This is a genomic window from Pseudomonas sp. PAGU 2196, assembly GCF_022179005.1.
GTDB lineage: Bacteria > Pseudomonadota > Gammaproteobacteria > Pseudomonadales > Pseudomonadaceae > Aquipseudomonas > Aquipseudomonas kermanshahensis.
The window spans coordinates 286,805-304,381 of the sequence record NZ_BNTL01000002.1 but is presented as its reverse complement, the minus strand read 5'-3'; the positions used below and the strand labels follow the sequence as shown (position 1 = coordinate 304,381).

At 63.1% G+C, this 17,577-nt stretch carries 17 protein-coding genes and 1 pseudogene; 9 read left to right on the top strand and 9 right to left on the bottom strand.

All coding sequences use genetic code 11. The annotated features are described in order from the left end of the window. Nucleotides 1-23 precede the first annotated feature (23 nt). Entirely contained in the window at nt 24-1,163 is a 1,140-nt protein-coding gene (locus tag MFF34_RS02865; protein ID WP_238210126.1) for an MFS transporter, read from the bottom strand. Nucleotides 1,164-1,302: 139 nt separating this feature from the next. Next, a complete protein-coding gene (locus tag MFF34_RS02860; RefSeq protein ID WP_027592165.1) occupies nt 1,303-2,796 on the bottom strand; it encodes an aldehyde dehydrogenase in 1,494 nt (497 codons plus the stop codon). A gap of 196 nt (nt 2,797-2,992) precedes the next feature. Between MFF34_RS02860 and MFF34_RS02855 the strand changes: the two genes are divergently transcribed. Beyond that, the gene (locus MFF34_RS02855) at nt 2,993-3,352 is read left to right on the top strand and encodes a cupin domain-containing protein (RefSeq protein WP_027592164.1); all 360 of its coding nucleotides are present in this window, start codon (nt 2,993-2,995) and stop codon (nt 3,350-3,352) included. Nucleotides 3,353-3,420: 68 nt separating this feature from the next. Here MFF34_RS02855 and rpmG read toward each other — a convergent pair whose 3' ends face one another. Together rpmG and rpmB are read right to left on the bottom strand one after the other, a co-directional pair. Continuing rightward, complete coding sequence (gene rpmG / locus MFF34_RS02850; protein ID WP_003253507.1) at nt 3,421-3,576, bottom strand: 50S ribosomal protein L33; 156 nt, start codon at nt 3,574-3,576, stop codon at nt 3,421-3,423. Between the two features lie 11 nt (nt 3,577-3,587). Further along, on the bottom strand, nt 3,588-3,824 hold the full coding sequence (gene rpmB / locus MFF34_RS02845; protein WP_003253504.1) for a 50S ribosomal protein L28: 237 nt from the start codon (nt 3,822-3,824) through the stop codon (nt 3,588-3,590). 360 nt (nt 3,825-4,184) lie between these two features. Between rpmB and MFF34_RS02840 the strand changes: the two genes are divergently transcribed. Next, nucleotides 4,185-5,774, top strand: coding sequence for an ABC transporter substrate-binding protein (locus MFF34_RS02840; RefSeq protein WP_238210123.1), 1,590 nt, complete (start codon nt 4,185-4,187; stop codon nt 5,772-5,774). Nucleotides 5,775-5,894: 120 nt separating this feature from the next. On the opposite strand, the gene radC is transcribed toward MFF34_RS02840, so the two are convergent. After that, entirely contained in the window at nt 5,895-6,575 is a 681-nt protein-coding gene (gene radC / locus MFF34_RS02835; RefSeq protein WP_027592162.1) for a DNA repair protein RadC, read from the bottom strand. 127 nt (nt 6,576-6,702) lie between these two features. Here radC and coaBC point away from each other — a divergent pair, with 127 nt between their 5' ends. The 4 genes and pseudogenes from coaBC to argB all read left to right on the top strand — a co-directional run bounded on the left by coaBC (nt 6,703) and on the right by argB (nt 10,820). Further along, on the top strand, nt 6,703-7,914 hold the full coding sequence (gene coaBC / locus MFF34_RS02830; protein ID WP_027592161.1) for a bifunctional phosphopantothenoylcysteine decarboxylase/phosphopantothenate--cysteine ligase CoaBC: 1,212 nt from the start codon (nt 6,703-6,705) through the stop codon (nt 7,912-7,914). A gap of 5 nt (nt 7,915-7,919) precedes the next feature. Further along, nucleotides 7,920-8,375: a dUTP diphosphatase gene (gene dut, locus MFF34_RS02825; protein ID WP_027592160.1), complete on the top strand. Its 456-nt coding sequence runs from the start codon at nt 7,920-7,922 to the stop codon at nt 8,373-8,375. A 135-nt stretch (nt 8,376-8,510) separates the two neighbouring features. Then, nucleotides 8,511-9,884: pseudogene (locus tag MFF34_RS02820) on the top strand (phosphomannomutase/phosphoglucomutase); the annotation flags it as partial. Between the two features lie 30 nt (nt 9,885-9,914). Beyond that, on the top strand, nt 9,915-10,820 hold the full coding sequence (argB, locus tag MFF34_RS02815) for an acetylglutamate kinase (RefSeq protein WP_027592158.1): 906 nt from the start codon (nt 9,915-9,917) through the stop codon (nt 10,818-10,820). 177 nt (nt 10,821-10,997) lie between these two features. On the opposite strand, the gene pyrE is transcribed toward argB, so the two are convergent. Continuing rightward, on the bottom strand, nt 10,998-11,639 hold the full coding sequence (gene pyrE, locus MFF34_RS02810) for an orotate phosphoribosyltransferase (protein WP_008091580.1): 642 nt from the start codon (nt 11,637-11,639) through the stop codon (nt 10,998-11,000). A gap of 80 nt (nt 11,640-11,719) precedes the next feature. Here pyrE and MFF34_RS02805 point away from each other — a divergent pair, with 80 nt between their 5' ends. After that, on the top strand, nt 11,720-12,499 hold the full coding sequence (locus MFF34_RS02805) for an exodeoxyribonuclease III (RefSeq protein ID WP_003253401.1): 780 nt from the start codon (nt 11,720-11,722) through the stop codon (nt 12,497-12,499). A 61-nt stretch (nt 12,500-12,560) separates the two neighbouring features. Here MFF34_RS02805 and rph read toward each other — a convergent pair whose 3' ends face one another. Continuing rightward, nucleotides 12,561-13,283 carry a ribonuclease PH gene (gene rph, locus MFF34_RS02800; RefSeq protein WP_027592157.1) on the bottom strand — a complete coding sequence of 241 codons (723 nt, stop codon included), beginning with the start codon at nt 13,281-13,283 and terminating at the stop codon, nt 12,561-12,563. Nucleotides 13,284-13,508: 225 nt separating this feature from the next. Between rph and MFF34_RS02795 the strand changes: the two genes are divergently transcribed. Both MFF34_RS02795 and gmk read left to right on the top strand, forming a co-directional pair. Continuing rightward, the gene (locus MFF34_RS02795) at nt 13,509-14,372 is read left to right on the top strand and encodes a YicC/YloC family endoribonuclease (RefSeq protein ID WP_085272162.1); all 864 of its coding nucleotides are present in this window, start codon (nt 13,509-13,511) and stop codon (nt 14,370-14,372) included. A 13-nt stretch (nt 14,373-14,385) separates the two neighbouring features. After that, nucleotides 14,386-15,006 (top strand): guanylate kinase, encoded by a 621-nt coding sequence (gmk, locus tag MFF34_RS02790; protein WP_027592155.1) that lies wholly within the window; start codon nt 14,386-14,388, stop codon nt 15,004-15,006. A gap of 137 nt (nt 15,007-15,143) precedes the next feature. On the opposite strand, the gene MFF34_RS02785 is transcribed toward gmk, so the two are convergent. Together MFF34_RS02785 and MFF34_RS02780 are read right to left on the bottom strand one after the other, a co-directional pair. Then, entirely contained in the window at nt 15,144-16,685 is a 1,542-nt protein-coding gene (locus MFF34_RS02785; RefSeq protein WP_027592154.1) for an APC family permease, read from the bottom strand. 114 nt (nt 16,686-16,799) lie between these two features. Continuing rightward, nucleotides 16,800-17,573 (bottom strand): gamma-glutamyl-gamma-aminobutyrate hydrolase family protein, encoded by a 774-nt coding sequence (locus MFF34_RS02780; RefSeq protein WP_099455723.1) that lies wholly within the window; start codon nt 17,571-17,573, stop codon nt 16,800-16,802. Nucleotides 17,574-17,577: the final 4 nt, after the last annotated feature.

The window sequence follows — 17,577 nt, the reverse complement described above, 5'->3', positions numbered from 1 at the left end:
GGCCGCAAAGCTTCCAAAGAACATCAAGCAGGCGCAGGTTCGAAGGCACCGCGCCGACGGGTCAACACCACCAGCCCTGCGGCCCCAATAGCCATCAACAACGGCAACGCATGCCCGCTGATCCACTGGCTACCCGCCCCGGCCAACAGCGGCCCGAGCAGGCAACCGATGCCCCACAGCTGCGCCACATGGGCATTGGCACGTACCAGCGCATCATCCCGATAACGCTCGCCGATCAGCACCAGCGACAGGGTGAACAACCCCCCGGCACTGGCCCCGAACAGCACCCACAGCGGCCAGATCACCGGCGTGTGCAGCAGCAACGGAATCGCCAGGCTGGAACACATCAAGGTCACCGCACAACCGGTGAACAGGGTGCGCCGCGACATGTGGTCAGCCAGCGCGCCGATCGGCAACTGCAGCACTGCATCGCCCACCACCACCGTGCTCACCATGAACAAGGCAACCTCGGTGGTGAACCCTTGCTGCAGGCTGTAGACCGGCAGCAAGGTCAGGATCATCGCCTCGAACGAGGCAAACAGGGCGATTGCCCAAGCGATCACCGGCAGGCGGCGGCAGAAAGCGACCAGGTCGCGGAAGGTGACACTGTAGGCTTCAGTGGTCGGCGCCCCGCCGCGGCCCAACAGCACCAGCGGTGCCAGCAACAGCAAGCCGGTCGCGGCCCAGAACCCAAAGTCGTCGTCCGAACCGAGAAAGCCCAGCACCAGCGGCCCGGCCAGTTGGCTCAAGGCATAACTGCTGCCATACAGCGCCACCAGGCGGCCACGCCATTGCTCGACCACCAATTGGTTGATCCAGCTTTCGCCGAGGATGAACACCACAGTCAGGGACATGCCGATCAGCAGGCGCAGGGCCAGCCACAGCGGGTAGCTGGGCAGCACCGCAACCAGGCCGATCGACAGCGCGCCGCCCCAGAGGCACAGGCGCATGGCCGAAGGCACGCCGACCCAACCAGCCAGGCGGCTGGCCAGGCTGGCACCCAGCAGTACGCCCAAGGCGGGCATCGCTGCCATTACGCCGATGGCGAAACTGCCGTAGCCCCAGGCCTCCAGGCGCAGGGAAACCAGCGGCATGCTCACGCCGAGCGCAAGGCCGACGCTGAGTACGGATGCCAGTACGGCGAAGTAGGTGCCCCAGCGCATGTGCTCCCCCTGTTGGATTTTCTTGGGCCCATTCGCGGGACAAGCCCGCTCCCACAGGTACTCCGCGATTCTGAAATCAGCGGTGAACGTGTGGGAGCGGGCTTGTCCCGCGAATGGGCCGCATCGCGGCCCCAGCGATTTACAGCTTGATCCAGGTCGCTTTCAGCTCGGTGTACTTCTCCAGCGCATGCAGCGACTTGTCACGGCCGTTGCCCGACTGCTTGAAGCCGCCGAACGGCGCGGTCATGTCGCCGCCGTCGTACTGGTTGACCCAGACGCTGCCAGCGCGCACGGCACGGGCGGTCTTGTGGGCCTTGGAAATATCCGAGGTCCAGATGCCAGCCGCCAGGCCGTACGGCGTGTCGTTGGCAATGGCGATGGCTTCTTCGGCCGTGTCGAAGGTGATCACCGACAACACGGGGCCAAAGATTTCTTCCTGGGCGATCTTCATGGCATTGGTCACGCCGTCGAAGATGGTCGGCTCGACATAAGTGCCGCCGGTCTCTTCGAGGATGCGCTTGCCGCCGGCCAGCAGTTTGGCGCCATCCTTGTGGCCCGCGTCGATGTACGACAGCACGGTGTTCATCTGCTGGGTATCGACCAGCGCGCCAACGGTGGTCTGCGGGTCCAGTGGGTTGCCCGGTTTCCAGCCTTTGAGGGCCTCGACCACCAGGGGCAGGAACGTGTCCTTGATCGAGCGCTCGACCAACAGGCGCGAACCCGCGGTGCAGACTTCGCCCTGGTTGAAGGCGATGGCGCTGGCAGCGGCTTCGGCAGCGGCTTGCAGGTCCGGTGCGTCGGCGAAGACGATGTTCGGGCTCTTGCCGCCGGCTTCCAGCCAGATGCGCTTCATGTTCGATTCGCCGGCGTAGATCATCAGTTGCTTGGCGATCTTGGTGGAACCGGTGAACACCAGGGTGTCGACGTCCATGTGCAGGGCCAGGGCCTTGCCGACAGTGTGGCCGTAGCCTGGCAACACGTTCAGCACACCGGCCGGGATGCCGGCTTCGATGGCCAGCTGGGCGATGCGGATGGCGGTCAGTGGCGATTTTTCGGACGGTTTGAGCACCACCGAGTTACCGGTGGCCAGGGCCGGGCCGAGCTTCCAGCAAGCCATCAGCAGCGGGAAGTTCCACGGCACGATGGCGCCGACGACGCCCACCGGCTCACGGGTTACCAGGCCGAGTTGGTCATGCGGCGTCGGTGCGACTTCGTCGTAGACCTTGTCGATGGCTTCGGCATTCCAGTGCAGGGCTTGTGCCGCGCCTGGGACGTCGATGGTCGAGGAGTCGCCGATCGGCTTGCCCATGTCCAGGGTTTCGAGCAGTGCCAGCTCTTCGACGTTCTTGCGCAGCAAGTCGGCGAAGCGGATCAGCTTGGCCTTGCGCTTGGCCGGAGCCAGGCGCGACCAGACGCCGGAATCGAAAGTGGCGCGGGCGTTCTCGACGGCACGGTTGGCGTCAGCCAGGTCGCAGCTGGCGACCTTGGCCAGGAAGCGTCCGTCGACCGGGCTCAGGCACTCGAAGGTCTCACCGGATGCGGCGTCGGTGTATTCGCCGTTGATGAAGGCACGGCCTTCGATCTTCAGTTGCTGGGCACGTTGTTCCCAGTCCGCACGAGTCAGGGTGGTCATACGAAACTCCTCCTCTTGTTTAGGTGCAACGCCGCACTGAGGACTCACTGGCGTTGTCAGAATTCTGGCCGAGCGACGCGCGCGCACGGGCAAACGACACCCTAAACCAGCCTGTGTAAACTATCAATATATTTGACACGAAAGGCCTAAAAGCCTACTGATGTTCATTTTATTAAACAACAACAGGAGCCGCACCATGAGCATCGCCAGCATCATCGACTTCGCCCAGGTTCTGACCGAGGCTGAACGCTACCGCCCGGCGGCAGAGAAAATCCTCAAGGGCGAGCCCGACCAGGCCGTCTATAACCACTACTCCAGCCCGTGCGGCCAGTTTGCGGCGGGTGTCTGGGAAGGTGAAGTCGGGCAGTGGACCGTGAACTATACCGAGCACGAATATTGCGAGATCGTGCAGGGCGTTTCGGTGCTGCGCGACCAGGATGGCGGCGCCAAGACCCTGCGCGCCGGTGATCGGTTCGTCATCCCGGCCGGCTTCAAAGGCACCTGGGAGGTGCTGGAGCCTTGCCGCAAGATCTACGTGATGTTCGAGCAGAAGTAAGGGTCCTGGCAGGCAAAAAAAAACCCGCGTCCTTTCGGATGCGGGGTTTTTTTAAGGTTGCCGATCAATTACTTGATCTTGGCTTCCTTGTACACCACGTGCTTGCGAACAACCGGATCATATTTCTTGATCTCGATTTTGTCCGGAGTGGTGCGCTTGTTCTTGTCGGTGGTGTAGAAGTGGCCGGTACCGGCACTCGAAACCAGACGGATCAATTCACGCATGATGTTCTCCCTTAAACCTTGGCGCCAGCTTTACGGATGTCAACCAGAACGGCGTCGATGCCGCGCTTGTCGATGATACGCATGCCCTTGGCGGAAACGCGCAGACGCACGAAACGCTTCTCGGATTCAACCCAGAAACGGTGGTGCTGCAGGTTCGGCAGGAAACGACGACGGGTTTTGTTGTTTGCGTGGGAAATGTTGTTCCCGGTTACTGGACCCTTACCAGTAACTTGACAGACTCTCGACATGACTCAGCCCTCTAAAACCACATGCCCAACCCGGCATGGGTTGGCCGCTTAATCTCTCAGTCTTTGGCGCCAGGCGCCGTGATTCTGGAGGTCTTATCGACCGGATCCGCTGATGCGACAGGCCGAGCCCCTAGAAAAGAGCGCTGCTTTATACCAGAAAGACTGCATTGCAACAACAGATGATGAGCATCTAGCTGAGGCAAATCGTGCGCGAGCAGCATAGCGACTAGCGCGGCGCACTGTCGACCACTCGTCGCCAGCCGACAGAAAAAGAGGGTGGTCATTTGCTGATGCGCACACTAGGGTAGGACGTTTCCAGACTGCACTGGCAGATGGGCCACTGACAGCCAAGGAGTCACGATGCGTGCCGCCGCCTTTTCCTTATTGTTTACCTCCCTGTTTGCCGCCGGCATCGCCCAGGCAGCCCCGCTGAGTGTCTGCAGCGAAGCCAGCCCCGAAGGCTTCGACGTGGTCCAGTACAACTCGCTGACCACCACCAATGCCTCGGCCGACGTGCTGATGAACCGGTTGGTGGAGTTCGACGCCGGCCAAGGCAAGGTTGTCCCTAGCCTGGCGGCGAGCTGGACGGTGTCGGCAGACGGCCTGATCTACGACTTCAAGCTGCGCGATGACGTGAAGTTTCACACCACCGCCTACTTCAAGCCGACCCGCGAGCTGAACGCCGACGACGTGCTGTTCAGCTTCCAGCGCATGCTCTACCCAGCCCACGCCTGGCACAAGACTGCGCCGGGCGGTTACCCGCATGCGCAATCGCTGCAACTGGGCAGCCTGATCAAGTCGATCGATGCCCCTGAGCCGCACACTGTGCGCTTCACCCTGACCCACCCGGATGCCACGTTCCTGGCCACCTTGAGCATGGGCTTTGCCTCCATTTATTCCGCCGAGTATGCCGACGATCTGCTCAAGGCGGGCACGCCGGACAAGCTCAACAGCCAGCCGATCGGCACCGGGCCGTTCGTCTTCCAGCGTTTCCAGAAGGACGCCGTGGTGCGCTATCGCGCCAACCCCGACTACTTCGCCGGCAAGCCTGCGGTCGACCCGCTGATCTTCGCCATCACCACCGATGCCAACGTGCGCCTGCAAAAACTCAAGCGCAACGAGTGCCAGGTAGCCCTCTCGCCCAAGCCGCTGGACATCGCTGAAGCCGGCAAGGATGGCAACCTCACGGTAGCCAGCACGCCGGCCTTCATGACCGCCTTTGTCGCCATCAACAGCGAACACCCGCCCCTGGACAAGCCAGAGGTGCGCCAGGCCATCAACCTGGCCTTCGACAAACAGGCTTACCTCAAGGCGGTGTTCGAAGGCACCGCGACGGCCGCCAACGGTCCCTACCCGCCCAACACCTGGAGCTACGCCAAGGACCTGCCCGGCTACCCCTTGGACCTGAAAAAGGCCAAGGCCTTGCTGACCAAGGCTGGCCTGCCTGACGGCTTCAGCACCACGATCTGGACCCGCCCTTCGGGCAGCCTGCTCAACCCCAACCCCAGCCTTGGCGCGCAGATGCTGCAGGCCGACCTGGGCAAGATCGGCATCAAGGCCGAAATCCGCGTGATCGAGTGGGGCGAGCTGATCCGCCGCGCCAAGGCCGGCGAGCATGACTTGCTGTTCATGGGCTGGGCGGGTGACAACGGCGACCCGGACAACTTCCTCAGCCCGCAGTTTTCCTGTGCGGCGGTGAAGTCGGGGACCAACTTTGCACGGTTCTGCGACAGCCGCCTCGACCAGCTGATCAACGCCGGGCGCACCACCAATGACCAGAGCGTACGCAGCCGGCTGTACCAGCAGGCGCAGACGCTGATCCAGCAGCAGGCGCTGTGGGTGCCGCTGGCGCACCCGACCGCGGCGACCCTGCTGCGCCAGGGGGTCGAGGGGTACCAGGTGAGCCCGTTTGGGCGGTTGGATTTCAGCAAGGTTTCGGTGACCAAGTAAGCCTGTGCCGGCCTCTTCGCGGGGCAAGCCCGCTCCCACAAGGACCTCACAGCCTTTGAATGCTGTGCGGTACCTGTGGGAGCGGGCTTGCCCCGCGAAGAGGCCGGCACAAGTACACCGCTAAGCAACGATCCACCCCTCCTCCACCATCGACAACGGCTCGCCATCGCCCACGATGATGTGGTCCAGCACCCGTACATCGATCAGCCCTAACGCGCGCTTTAGCGCCAACGTCATGTGCACATCATCCTGGCTGGGCTCGCTGTTGCCCGACGGGTGGTTATGGCACAGGATCAACGCCGCTGCGTTGTGCAGCAACGCTCGGCGCACCACTTCCCGTGGGTAGATACTGGCCCGGTCGATCGTCCCCCTGAACAGGATCTCGAACGCCAGCGGCCGGTGCTTGGTATCCAGAAATAGGCAGCCAAACACCTCACTGGGCTCATGGCGCAGCATGGCCTTGAGGTAGCGTCGCACCGCCTCCGGGCTCTCCAGAGCCGGCGTGCGCTCGATCGTCTCATCCAGGTAGCGCCGGCCAATCTCCAGAAGTGCCTGCAACTGGGCGTACTTCACGGGCCCAAGACCTGGCTCGCGCAAAATGGCTTGGCGATCAGCCTCCAAAAATGGCCTCAGGCCCCCAAAGCGAACCAGTAACCCCCGCGCCAGCTCCAGCACGTTACGCCCGGCAACGCCCGAGCCCAGCAGCACCGCTACCAGCTCGGCGTCCGACAGCACCGCCGCCCCCCGCAACAACAACTTCTCCCTCGGCCGTTCTTCAGCCGGCCATTCCCTGATACTCATCCCCGCTCCTTGGTCCTGCTGCGGCACGTTTGGGCCCTGTGTTAATCTATTTCGCCTCGTACATGCGACGTTCTGCCGCAGGCAGTTCTTGTCGCCGCCCGCTTTCACTGGAAAAAGGCAAAAGCCTATGCAGCGGCTGTATCACAAGCGCATCGTCCTCGGCGTCGGTGGCGGCATTGCCGCCTACAAAAGCGCCGAACTGATCCGCCGACTCCTGGAGCACGGCGCGCAGGTGCGCGTCGTCATGACCCGTGGCGGTGCAGAGTTCATCACCCCGCTGACCCTGCAGGCGCTGTCCGGCCACCCGGTGCACATGGACCTGCTCGACCCCGCCGCCGAAGCGGCCATGGGCCATATCGAGCTGGCCAAGTGGGCCGACCTGGTTCTCATCGCCCCCGCCACGGCCGACCTCATGGCGCGCATGGCCCAAGGCATGGCCGACGACCTGCTGACCACCCTGATCCTGGCCACCGATGCCACCGTTGCCGTCGCCCCGGCCATGAACCAGGCGATGTGGCGTGACCCGGCCACCCAGGCCAACCTCGACCTGCTCAAAAGCCGCGGCATCCAGGTGTTCGGCCCAGCCTCCGGCAGCCAAGCCTGTGGCGACGTAGGCCTTGGCCGTATGCTCGAAGCCACCGACCTGGCCTGGTGCGCCGCCGAAAGCTTCAAGCGCCAGACGCTGACCGGCAAACACGTGCTGATCACTGCCGGCCCAACCCAGGAAAACATCGACCCGGTCCGCTACATCACCAATCATAGCTCCGGGAAGATGGGCTTCGCCCTGGCCGAAGCGGCCGCCGAAGCCGGTGCTCGGGTGACCCTCGTCACCGGCCCGGTGCACCTGCCCACCCCCGACCGGGTCAACCGCATCGACGTGGTCAGCGCGCGGGACATGCTCGCGGCCTGTGAAGCGGCCATGCCCTGCGACCTGTTCATTGCCTCGGCAGCGGTCGCGGACTACCGGCCAGAGGTGGTTGCCACGCAAAAACTCAAGAAAGATCCTACGACCGGCGACGGCATGCTGCTGCAGATGGTGCGTAATCCCGATATCCTTGCGACCATCGCTGGCCGTGGCGACCGCCCGTTCAGCGTTGGCTTCGCCGCCGAGACCGAACACCTGCTCGATTACGCCACACGCAAGCTCAAGGACAAGAATCTCGACCTGATCGTCGCCAATGATGTGGCCAACCCCAGCATCGGTTTCAACAGCGAAGAGAACGCCTTGACCGTGATCGACCGCCAGCAGCACCAGACCCTCTTTGCGCAGACCAGCAAGGGCAAGATCGCCCGGCAGCTAGTCGCCTTCATCGCCGAACGGCTCAACCAGGTTCAATAAGTTACATGCACGCTCTTCAAGCCAAGATCCTCGACCCACGCCTGGGCACTGAATTCCCCCTGCCGCAGTACGCCACCCCAGGCTCTGCCGGCCTGGACCTGCGCGCCCTGCTCAAGGAGGACACCGTCCTCGAGCCCGGCCAGACCCTGCTGATCCCCACCGGCCTGTCGATCTACATCGGCGACCCGGGCCTGGCAGCCATGATCCTGCCACGCTCTGGCCTGGGCCATAAGCACGGCATCGTGCTGGGCAACCTGGTTGGCCTGATCGACTCGGACTACCAGGGCGAGCTGATGGTGTCGTGCTGGAACCGCGGCAACACCCCGTTCACCATCGCCATTGGCGAGCGTATCGCCCAGTTGGTGCTGGTGCCGGTGGTGCAGGCGCATTTCGACATCGTCGAAGCCTTCGACGAAAGCCAGCGTGGCACTGGCGGCTTCGGCCACTCCGGCAGCCACTGAGCCGACAGCTGACCGTTCAGGCCAAGGATGGCGAACTCTCTGGCGAAACCACCGTCCAAGCGTTCAGTTTGCGCCTGCCCAGACAGCCTTTGACTAATGGAGCTTCCAGAGATGAACGAAATGGCCCACCTGGTCCCCGCACTGCCGGACAGCATTTTCCGCGCTTATGACATTCGCGGCGTGGTCGGCAAGACCCTCCATGCCGAAACCGCCTACTGGATCGGCCGCGCCATCGGCGCGCAGACCCTCGCTCAGGGCGAGCCCAAGATTTCCGTTGGCCGCGATGGCCGCTTGTCCGGCCCAATGCTGGTGGAACAGCTGATCAAAGGCCTGGCCGACGCTGGCTGCCAGGTTAGCGATGTCGGCCTGGTGCCGACCCCGGCGCTGTACTACGCTGCCAACGTGCTGGCCGGCACATCGGGCGTGATGCTCACCGGCAGCCACAACCCGTCGGACTACAACGGCTTCAAGATCGTAATCGCAGGCGACACCCTGGCCAACGAACAGATCCAGGCCCTGCAGACCCGCCTGAAAACCAACGACCTGAGCCGTGGCGAAGGCAGCGTGGAAAAGGTCGAAATCCTCGAGCGCTATTACCAGCAAATCGTCGGCGACGTGAAGCTGGCGAAAAAGCTCAAGGTGGTGGTGGACTGCGGCAACGGCGCTGCCGGCGTCATCGCCCCGCAGCTGATCGAAGCCCTGGGCTGCGACGTTATCCCGCTGTTCTGCGAAGTGGACGGTCACTTCCCTAACCACCACCCAGACCCAGGCAAGCCGGAAAACCTTGCGGACCTGATCGCCAAGGTCAAGGAAACCGGGGCCGACATCGGCCTGGCGTTCGACGGTGACGGCGACCGCGTAGGCGTGGTGACCAACACTGGCACCATCGTCTACCCCGACCGCCTGCTGATGCTGTTTGCCCAGGACGTGCTGTCGCGCAACCCGGGCGCCGAGATCATCTTCGACGTCAAATGCACCCGTCGCCTGACCCCGCTGATCGAACAGCATGGCGGCCGCGCGCTGATGTGGAAGACCGGCCACTCGCTGATCAAGAAGAAGATGAAACAGACCGGTTCGTTGCTGGCCGGCGAGATGAGCGGGCACATCTTCATCAAGGAACGCTGGTACGGTTTCGACGATGGCATCTACAGTGCCGCACGCCTGCTGGAGATCCTCAGTAAGGCCGGGCAAGACGCCGAAAGCCTGTTCGCAGCGTTCCCGAACGATATTTCCACGCCGGAAATCAATATTGATGTGACCGACGAGGGTAAATTCAGCATCATTGATGCACTGCAACGCGACGCCGACTGGGGCGCGGCCAACCTGACCACCATCGACGGTGTGCGGGTCGACTACGCCCACGGCTGGGGCCTGGTACGCGCCTCCAACACCACGCCGGTGCTGGTGCTGCGTTTCGAGGCCGACAACGACGCCGAATTGCAACGTATCAAGGATGTTTTCCGCGCCCAGTTGCTGCGGGTTGCCCCTGAGCTGCAACTGCCGTTCTGACCGACTATCTGTTCCTTACAGGAGCCCTGCATGACCCTCGATCGCGATGCCGCTTCCCATGTAGCCGAAGTTTTGTCCGAAGCACTGCCTTACATCCGCCGCTTTGTCGGCAAGACACTGGTGATCAAGTACGGCGGCAACGCGATGGAGAGCGAGGAGCTCAAAACCGGCTTCGCCCGTGACATCGTCCTGATGAAGGCTGTGGGCATCAACCCGGTGGTGGTCCACGGTGGTGGCCCACAGATCGGTGACCTGCTCAAGCGCCTGTCGATCGAAAGCCACTTCATCGACGGCATGCGCGTGACCGACTCGGCCACCATGGACGTGGTCGAGATGGTCTTGGGCGGCCAGGTCAACAAGGACATCGTCAACCTGATCAACCGCCACGGCGGCAGCGCCATCGGCCTGACCGGCAAGGACGCGGAGCTGATCCGCGCCAAGAAGCTGACCGTCAGCCGCCAGACGCCAGAGATGACCACCCCGGAAATCATCGACATCGGCCACGTCGGCGAAGTCGTGAGCGTGAACACCGACCTGCTGAACATGCTGGTCAAGGGTGACTTCATCCCGGTGATCGCGCCGATCGGCGTAGGCGCTAACGGTGAGTCGTACAACATCAACGCCGACCTGGTGGCGGGCAAGGTAGCCGAGGCACTGAAAGCCGAGAAGCTGATGCTGCTGACCAACATCGCCGGCCTGATGGATAAACAGGGCCAGGTGCTGACCGGCCTGACCACTGAGCAAGTCAACGAACTGATCGCCGACGGCACCATCTACGGCGGCATGCTGCCGAAGATCAAGTGCGCACTGGATGCGGTGCAGGGTGGCGTGAACAGCTCGCACATCATCGACGGCCGCGTGCCGAATGCGGTGCTGCTGGAGATCTTCACCGACAGCGGCGTGGGTACCCTGATCACCAACCGCAAGCCGCGCTGAGTGATTGCTTAGTCTGTCCCGGCCTCTTCGCGGGGCAAGCCCGCTCCCACAGGTGCCCGCTGAATTCAGGTTCAGCGGAGGTCTTGTGGGAGCGGGCTTGCCCCGCGAAGAGGCCGGAACAGGCAGAAACAAAAAAGGCGACCCGCAAAGGTCGCCTTTTTTATTACCGAGCCGGAATCAGATCCCGTACTGCGCCCGATACGCCTCAACAGCAGGCAGATGCTGCTTGAGCTGCGGATCATCGGCGAGGAACTCCAGCACTTGGGTCAGCGAAACGATGCTGACCACCGGAATACCAAAGTCACGCTCCACTTCCTGGATCGCCGACAGCTCGCCATTGCCGCGCTCTTCGCGGTTAAGCGCGATCAGCACGCCAGCGGCCTTGGCCTGCTGGGCATTGATGATCTGCATGACTTCACGGATGGCCGTGCCGGCCGTGATCACGTCGTCGATGATCAGTACGTCACCCGCCAAAGGCGCGCCAACCAGGCTGCCGCCTTCGCCGTGATCCTTGGCTTCTTTACGGTTGAAGCACCATGGCACGTCGAGCTGATGCTGATCGGCCAAGGCCACGGCGGTGGTCGCCGCCAGGGGGATACCCTTGTAGGCTGGGCCAAACAGCACGTCGAATGGGATCTTGCTATCGACGATGGCCGCCGCGTAGCAACGGCCCAACTGCGCCAGTGCAGAACCTGTGTTGAACAGGCCGGCATTGAAGAAGTACGGGCTGGTACGCCCCGATTTCAGGGTGAATTCGCCGAAGCGCAGAACGCCGCGGTCGATGGCAAAACGAATGAAGTCGCGCTGATACGGCTGCATGGAAAGTCCCGGACACCACGGATTTAGCTAAATGAGTTGAGCTCGGGTATCATACACGCACGAGATTTTTGGGGCCATTTATGCGGATCATCAGTGTGAACGTAAATGGCATTCAGGCTGCGGCCGAGCGTGGTTTGCTCAGCTGGCTGCAAGCCCAGAATGCCGACGTCATCTGCCTTCAGGATACCCGCGCCTCGGCCTTTGAACTCGACGACCCAGCTTTCCAGCTCGATGGCTATTTCCTTTATGCCTGCGACGCGGAGGTGCCCGCCCAAGGTGGCGTAGCCCTTTACTCGCGCATGCAGCCCAAGGCAGTCATCACCGGCCTGGGCTTCGAGACAGCCGACCGTTACGGGCGTTACCTGCAAGCAGATTTCGACAAAGTCAGTATTGCCAGCCTGCTGCTGCCTTCGGGCATGAACGGCGACGAAGACTTGAACCAGAAATTCAAGTTGATGGACGACTTCGCCAAGTACCTGGACAAACAGCGGCGCAAGCGTCGCGAGTACATCTATTGCGGCTCGTTCTACGTGGCGCAGCAGAAGCTCGACATCAAAAACTGGCGCGACAGCCAGCAATCGCCTGGCTTCCTGGCACCGGAGCGTGCCTGGATGGACGCGATCACGGGCGAGATGGGCTACGTGGATGCCCTGCGTGAAGTCAGCCGTGAAGGCGACCAGTACAGCTGGTGGCCGGACAACGAACAGGCCGAGATGCTCAACCTGGGCTACCGGTTCGACTACCAGATCCTCACCCCAGGCCTGCGCCGCTTCGTGCGTAACGCCCGCCTGCCGCGTCAGCCGCGCTTCTCGCAGCATGCGCCGCTGATTGTGGACTATGACTGGACGTTGACCATCTGAGTTGTATTCAGATACGAAAAAGCCGACATCAATGTCGGCTTTTTCGTATCTACAGAAACAGTCAGTCGGCCAGGGCGGCCTGCTGCAGTTCGAAGATCTCGTTCATGCCCTTCTGCGCCACGGCGAGCATGGCGTTCAGGTCTTCAGGCTGGAACGGCGCGCCCTCGGCGGTGCCCTGTACCTCGATGAAACCACCGGCGCTGGTCATGACCACGTTCAGGTCGGTCTCGGCGGCGGAGTCTTCCAGGTAGTCCAGGTCCAGCACGGCCTCGCCTTGGTACATGCCCACGGAAACCGCGGCGATCATGTGCTTGAGCGGGTTGCCAGCCTTGAGGCCGCCACGCTTCTTGATCACGGCCAGCGCATCGCACAGGGCGACCATGGCACCGGTGATCGACGCAGTGCGGGTGCCACCGTCGGCCTGAATTACATCGCAGTCGATGTACAGGGTGATGTCACCGAGCTTGCTCATGTCCAGCGCGGCGCGCAGGGAGCGGCCGATCAGGCGCTGGATTTCCAGGGTGCGGCCGCCCTGCTTGCCACGGCTGGCTTCGCGCTGGTTACGCTCGCCGGTGGAGCGCGGCAGCATGCCGTATTCGGCTGTCAGCCAGCCTTGGCCCTGGCCTTTGAGGAAGCGGGGCACACCATTCTCCACGCTGACCGTGCAGATGACCTTGGTGTCACCGAACTCGACCAGTACCGACCCTTCGGCGTGCTTGGTGTAGTTGCGGGTGATGCGGATCGAGCGGAGCTGATCGGCGGCGCGACCACTTGGACGTTTCATCTGGGATACCTGTACTGGGACTTGAATCTGCCGAGCATTATAGAGCTCGCAGCTGCGGGAGGACACGCCTATTGTCGCGCCCCTGACAGCCTGTCGCCTTTTCCCACTGCGCATTTCGCCCTCTGTAACATGGCTGGATTGGGCGCCGAGGCCCCACTGCGCTACAATCCTGCGCCTTGCAGCCGAGAGGCTTCCCTGTTCATTCATCTACGCGAGGTACTCCCCATGGTGCACAGCATGACCGCTTTTGCTCGTGTCGAGCGCGCCGGCAGCCAAGGCACCCTGGTCTGGGAGCTGCGCTCGGTCAACCACCGCTACCTGGAGCCGCACCTGCGCCTGCCCGAGGCCCTGCGCGACCTCGAAGGCGCGGTACGCGAAGGCCTGCGCCAGGGGCTGTCGCGCGGCAAGGTGGAATGCACCTTGCGTCTCAACGAAGACAGCACCGGCAAGCCACTGAAAGTGGACCGTGAGCGCGCCGCACAGCTGGTCGCCGCCGCCGAAGAGGTGGCTGGCCTGATCAAGCAGCCGGCCCCGCTGAATCCCCTGGAAGTGCTGTCGTGGCCGGGCGTGCTGGTCGCCGACGCCAGCGACCCGCAGGCGCTGAACGCCGAGGCCGTGGCGCTGTTCGACGACGCGCTGGCCGAGCTCAAGGCCGGGCGCCTGCGTGAAGGCCAGGAGCTGGCCCGGCTGATCAACGAACGCCTGGACAACATGACCACCGAGGTCACCACCCTGCGCGCCCTGGTGCCGCAGATGCTGGCGGCCCAGCGGCAGAAAATTCTCGACCGCTTCGGCGACATGCAGGCTGAGCTCGACCCACAACGCCTGGAGCAGGAGATGGTGCTGCTGGCGCAAAAGAGCGACGTCGCCGAAGAGCTCGACCGCCTCGCCACCCACGTCACCGAAGTGCGCCGCGTGCTCAAGTCGGGCGGCGCGGCCGGCCGGCGCCTGGACTTCCTGATGCAGGAACTCAACCGCGAAGCCAATACCCTCGGCTCCAAGGCATTCGACCCGCGTAGCACGCAAGCGGCGGTCAACCTGAAGGTATTGATCGAACAGATGCGTGAACAAGTACAGAACATCGAGTAAGGCCACCCCGACCATGAATCACAGCAGCGGCACCCTCTACATCGTTTCGGCCCCTTCGGGTGCCGGCAAGACCAGCCTGGTAACGGCCCTGACCCAGGACGACAAGCAAATCCGCGTCTCGGTCTCGCACACCACCCGCGCCATGCGCCCGGGTGAGCAGCACGGGGTGAACTACCACTTCGTCGTGCACGAAGAATTCAAGGCACTGATCGAGCAAGGCGACTTCCTCGAGCATGCCGAAGTGTTCGGCAACTTCTACGGCACCTCGCGCAGCGCGCTGCAGCAGACCCTCGACCAGGGCTTCGACCTGATCCTGGAAATCGACTGGCAAGGTGCCCAGCAGGTGCGCAAGCTGATGCCCGAGGCACTCTCGGTGTTCATCCTGCCACCCAGCCAGGAAGCGCTGCGTCAGCGCCTGGATGGGCGTGGGCAGGACAGTGAGGAGATCATCGCCGGGCGCATGAAAGAAGCGGTCAGCGAGATGGTGCATTACGACGAGTACGATTACCTGATCATCAATGATGACTTCGGCGTCGCGCTGGAGGAGTTGAAGGCGGTGTTCCGCTCGAACCGCCTGCAGTTGAAGAAGCAACAGCAGCGCCACGGTGGGCTGCTGAAAGAACTGCTCTCCTGAGAGACCGAGCGGGGCTGCTTTGCAGCCCATTCGCAGCGCAAGGCTGCTCCTACACATACTGCGCCGACATTGAAGGCAGCGGTGATCCTGTGGGAGCGGGCTTGTCCCGCGAATGGGGCGCAAAGCGCCCCTCTGCATTACTCCGCCAGCGGCAGGGTCGCCTGCTGACGCAAGGTCGCCCCCAGGAAGTACGCCGGCGCCCGCATCCGCGACAGCAGCATCAGCCCGATGCCCAGCACCGAAATGATCGCGGCAATCACGAACACCAGCCCCAGCCCACCCACATGCGAGCCGCTGCCGAAGTCTGGCGAGGCGCTGTCGATCGCGGTACGCGCGAAGATCACCGACAAGATGACCCCACCGACCAGCGGGCACAGGCCGCGCATGACGAAGTGGCGCACGCTGTCGAACAGGCTGTCGCGGAAGTACCAGACGCAGGCAAACGCAGTCAGCGAATAGTAGAAGCAGATCATCATGCCCAGCGCGGTGATGGTGTCGGCCAGCACGTTCTCACTCAGGGTACGCATGGTCACGTAGAACAGGCCGGCGGCCAGCCCGGCGCAGATGGTGGCATAGCGCGGGGTTTGCGAACGCGGGCAAACGCTGGCGAACTTAGGCGGTACCGCACCGTAGTAACCCATGGCCAACAGGGTGCGCGCCGGTGCCACGAAGGTCGACTGCAGCGACGCTGCGGTGCTGGCCAGCACGGCGATGGACATCAGGATCGCCAGCGGCCCCATGACCGGGCCGGCCAGGTGGGCAAAGACGTTCTCCTGGATGCGCGGGTTGTTCAGGCCCAGGCCCGTTTCGCTGATACCGGCAAACTGCAGGGTGGCGATGGCGGTGAACAGGTACAGGCCGAGGATCAACATCACGGTCCAAGTAGCGGCCTTGCCCGGAACCTCTTCGCTGCCCACCGACTCTTCGCTGACGGTCAGGCAGGTGTCCCAGCCCCAGAAGATGAAGATCGACAGTGAAAGCCCCGCGGCAAAGGCCGAGAACGACTCGACACCGAACGGGTTGAACCAGGCAAAATCGAATTCCAGCGGTGGCGGCGCAGTGGTGCCACCGAAGGCGGCGAAGGCAAAGCCGATCAGCACCAGCAACTGCAGGGCCACCAGGCCGTACTGCACCGTCATGGTGGTGGCTATGCCGCGACAGCAGATCCACACCGCCAGGGCGATGAACACGCAACAGGTACTGATGTTGATCAGCAGGTTATCCGCCAAGGCCGCCAGGCCATGGTTGCCGGTGATCTGCCCCAGGAACAGGTAGAAGAAGTCGACCGCCACGCCTGCCAGGTTCGACAGCACGATGGTGGTGGCGACCACCAATCCCCAGCCCCCGATCCAGCCGATCATCGGGCCAAAGGCGCGCGCCGACCAGGTGAACGAGGTGCCGCTGTCCGGCTCTGCCGAATTCAGCTCGCGATAGCCGAGGGCGACCAGCAGCATCGGCAGGAAGCCAACGATGAATACCGCAGGCAGGTGGGCACCGACCTCTCGCACGGTTGGGCCAAGCGCGCCGGTCAGGGTATAGACCGGGGCGATGGTGGAAATGCCCAGCACCACGCTGGCCAACAAGCCCAGGCGGCCTTTGGCCAAGCCCTTGCTGCGCTGGGTGTTGCCCGCGTCGGCCGCCACATCGGGTGGGCGGCCGGCTTCTGTGTAATCGCTCATGAGTATGTGCCGTAAATTTTGGAATTGTTTTCGCGGGCCTTGCGTACAAGGCCCGCTTTCACTCATTGAAAGCTTGCAACAGGGGGGTGCGTCATCCGAGACTTTCGGGTGACGTCAGAATGCCTTCTGGCGCGTACCCTCCCGTGCAGCATGGGCAATACAGGCCTCGCGGAACGCCTGGAAAAGGCGCCGGGAGACCGGGTTTTCGGCAAAACGCCATTCGGGGTGCCACTGCACGCCAAGCACGAAGCCCGGCGCATCTGGCATCGACACCGCTTCGATCAGGCCATCCGGGGCCCGCGCCTCGACGCGCAGCCCAGGGGCCAGGCGGTCGATGCCCTGGCTGTGCAACGAGTTGACCTCGAATTGCGCAGCCAGGCCCAGGCGCTCGAACAACCCGCCAGGCGCGATGCCAACGGGGTGACGAGGGCCGTATTGCACCTCCAGGGGTGCGTCCTCAGGTTCGCGGTGGTCAAGGTAGCCCGGCAGCTCCTGCACACGCTGGTGCAAGGTGCCGCCAAGGGCCACATTCAATTCCTGGAACCCACGGCAAATGCAGAACACCGGCACACCGGCGGCAATCGCCGCCTGCAGCAGCGGCAGGGTCAGGCGATCGCGCGCGCGATCATGCCGGGTACCCTCCACGCTGGGGGCGCCATTGTAATGATGCGGTTCGATATTTGAAGGCGAGCCAGTAAAAAGAATGCCGTCGAGCTGGGCCAGCAGCGCGGGGGTATCACTGCCCCCGTCGCGCGCCGGCAAAATCAGCGGCAGCCCGGCAAAGCCGGCCGCCTCGACATACTTGTCGCCCACCGTGTGCGACGAGTTCTTCCCCACCTGCTGGCGGCAGGCGCTGATACCGATCAAGGGGACCGCATTTGCGCTCATGGGC

Bases quoted from the DNA above. Each gene is read 5' to 3' on its own strand.
- coaBC (WP_027592161.1), top strand. From the start codon at position 6,703: ATGCAGCGGCTGTATCACAAGCGCATCGTCCTCGGCGTCGGTGGCGGC.
- MFF34_RS02865 (WP_238210126.1), bottom strand. From the start codon at position 1,163: ATGCGCTGGGGCACCTACTTCGCCGTACTGGCATCCGTACTCAGCGTC.
- rpmB (WP_003253504.1), bottom strand. From the start codon at position 3,824: ATGTCGAGAGTCTGTCAAGTTACTGGTAAGGGTCCAGTAACCGGGAAC.
- MFF34_RS02860 (WP_027592165.1), bottom strand. From the start codon at position 2,796: ATGACCACCCTGACTCGTGCGGACTGGGAACAACGTGCCCAGCAACTG.
- MFF34_RS02840 (WP_238210123.1), top strand. From the start codon at position 4,185: ATGCGTGCCGCCGCCTTTTCCTTATTGTTTACCTCCCTGTTTGCCGCC.
- MFF34_RS02795 (WP_085272162.1), top strand. From the start codon at position 13,509: ATGGTGCACAGCATGACCGCTTTTGCTCGTGTCGAGCGCGCCGGCAGC.
- radC (WP_027592162.1), bottom strand. From the start codon at position 6,575: ATGAGTATCAGGGAATGGCCGGCTGAAGAACGGCCGAGGGAGAAGTTG.
- MFF34_RS02780 (WP_099455723.1), bottom strand. From the start codon at position 17,573: ATGAGCGCAAATGCGGTCCCCTTGATCGGTATCAGCGCCTGCCGCCAG.
- MFF34_RS02805 (WP_003253401.1), top strand. From the start codon at position 11,720: ATGCGGATCATCAGTGTGAACGTAAATGGCATTCAGGCTGCGGCCGAG.
- MFF34_RS02785 (WP_027592154.1), bottom strand. From the start codon at position 16,685: ATGAGCGATTACACAGAAGCCGGCCGCCCACCCGATGTGGCGGCCGAC.
- pyrE (WP_008091580.1), bottom strand. From the start codon at position 11,639: ATGCAGCCGTATCAGCGCGACTTCATTCGTTTTGCCATCGACCGCGGC.
- rph (WP_027592157.1), bottom strand. From the start codon at position 13,283: ATGAAACGTCCAAGTGGTCGCGCCGCCGATCAGCTCCGCTCGATCCGC.
- rpmG (WP_003253507.1), bottom strand. From the start codon at position 3,576: ATGCGTGAATTGATCCGTCTGGTTTCGAGTGCCGGTACCGGCCACTTC.
- argB (WP_027592158.1), top strand. From the start codon at position 9,915: ATGACCCTCGATCGCGATGCCGCTTCCCATGTAGCCGAAGTTTTGTCC.
- dut (WP_027592160.1), top strand. From the start codon at position 7,920: ATGCACGCTCTTCAAGCCAAGATCCTCGACCCACGCCTGGGCACTGAA.
- gmk (WP_027592155.1), top strand. From the start codon at position 14,386: ATGAATCACAGCAGCGGCACCCTCTACATCGTTTCGGCCCCTTCGGGT.
- MFF34_RS02855 (WP_027592164.1), top strand. From the start codon at position 2,993: ATGAGCATCGCCAGCATCATCGACTTCGCCCAGGTTCTGACCGAGGCT.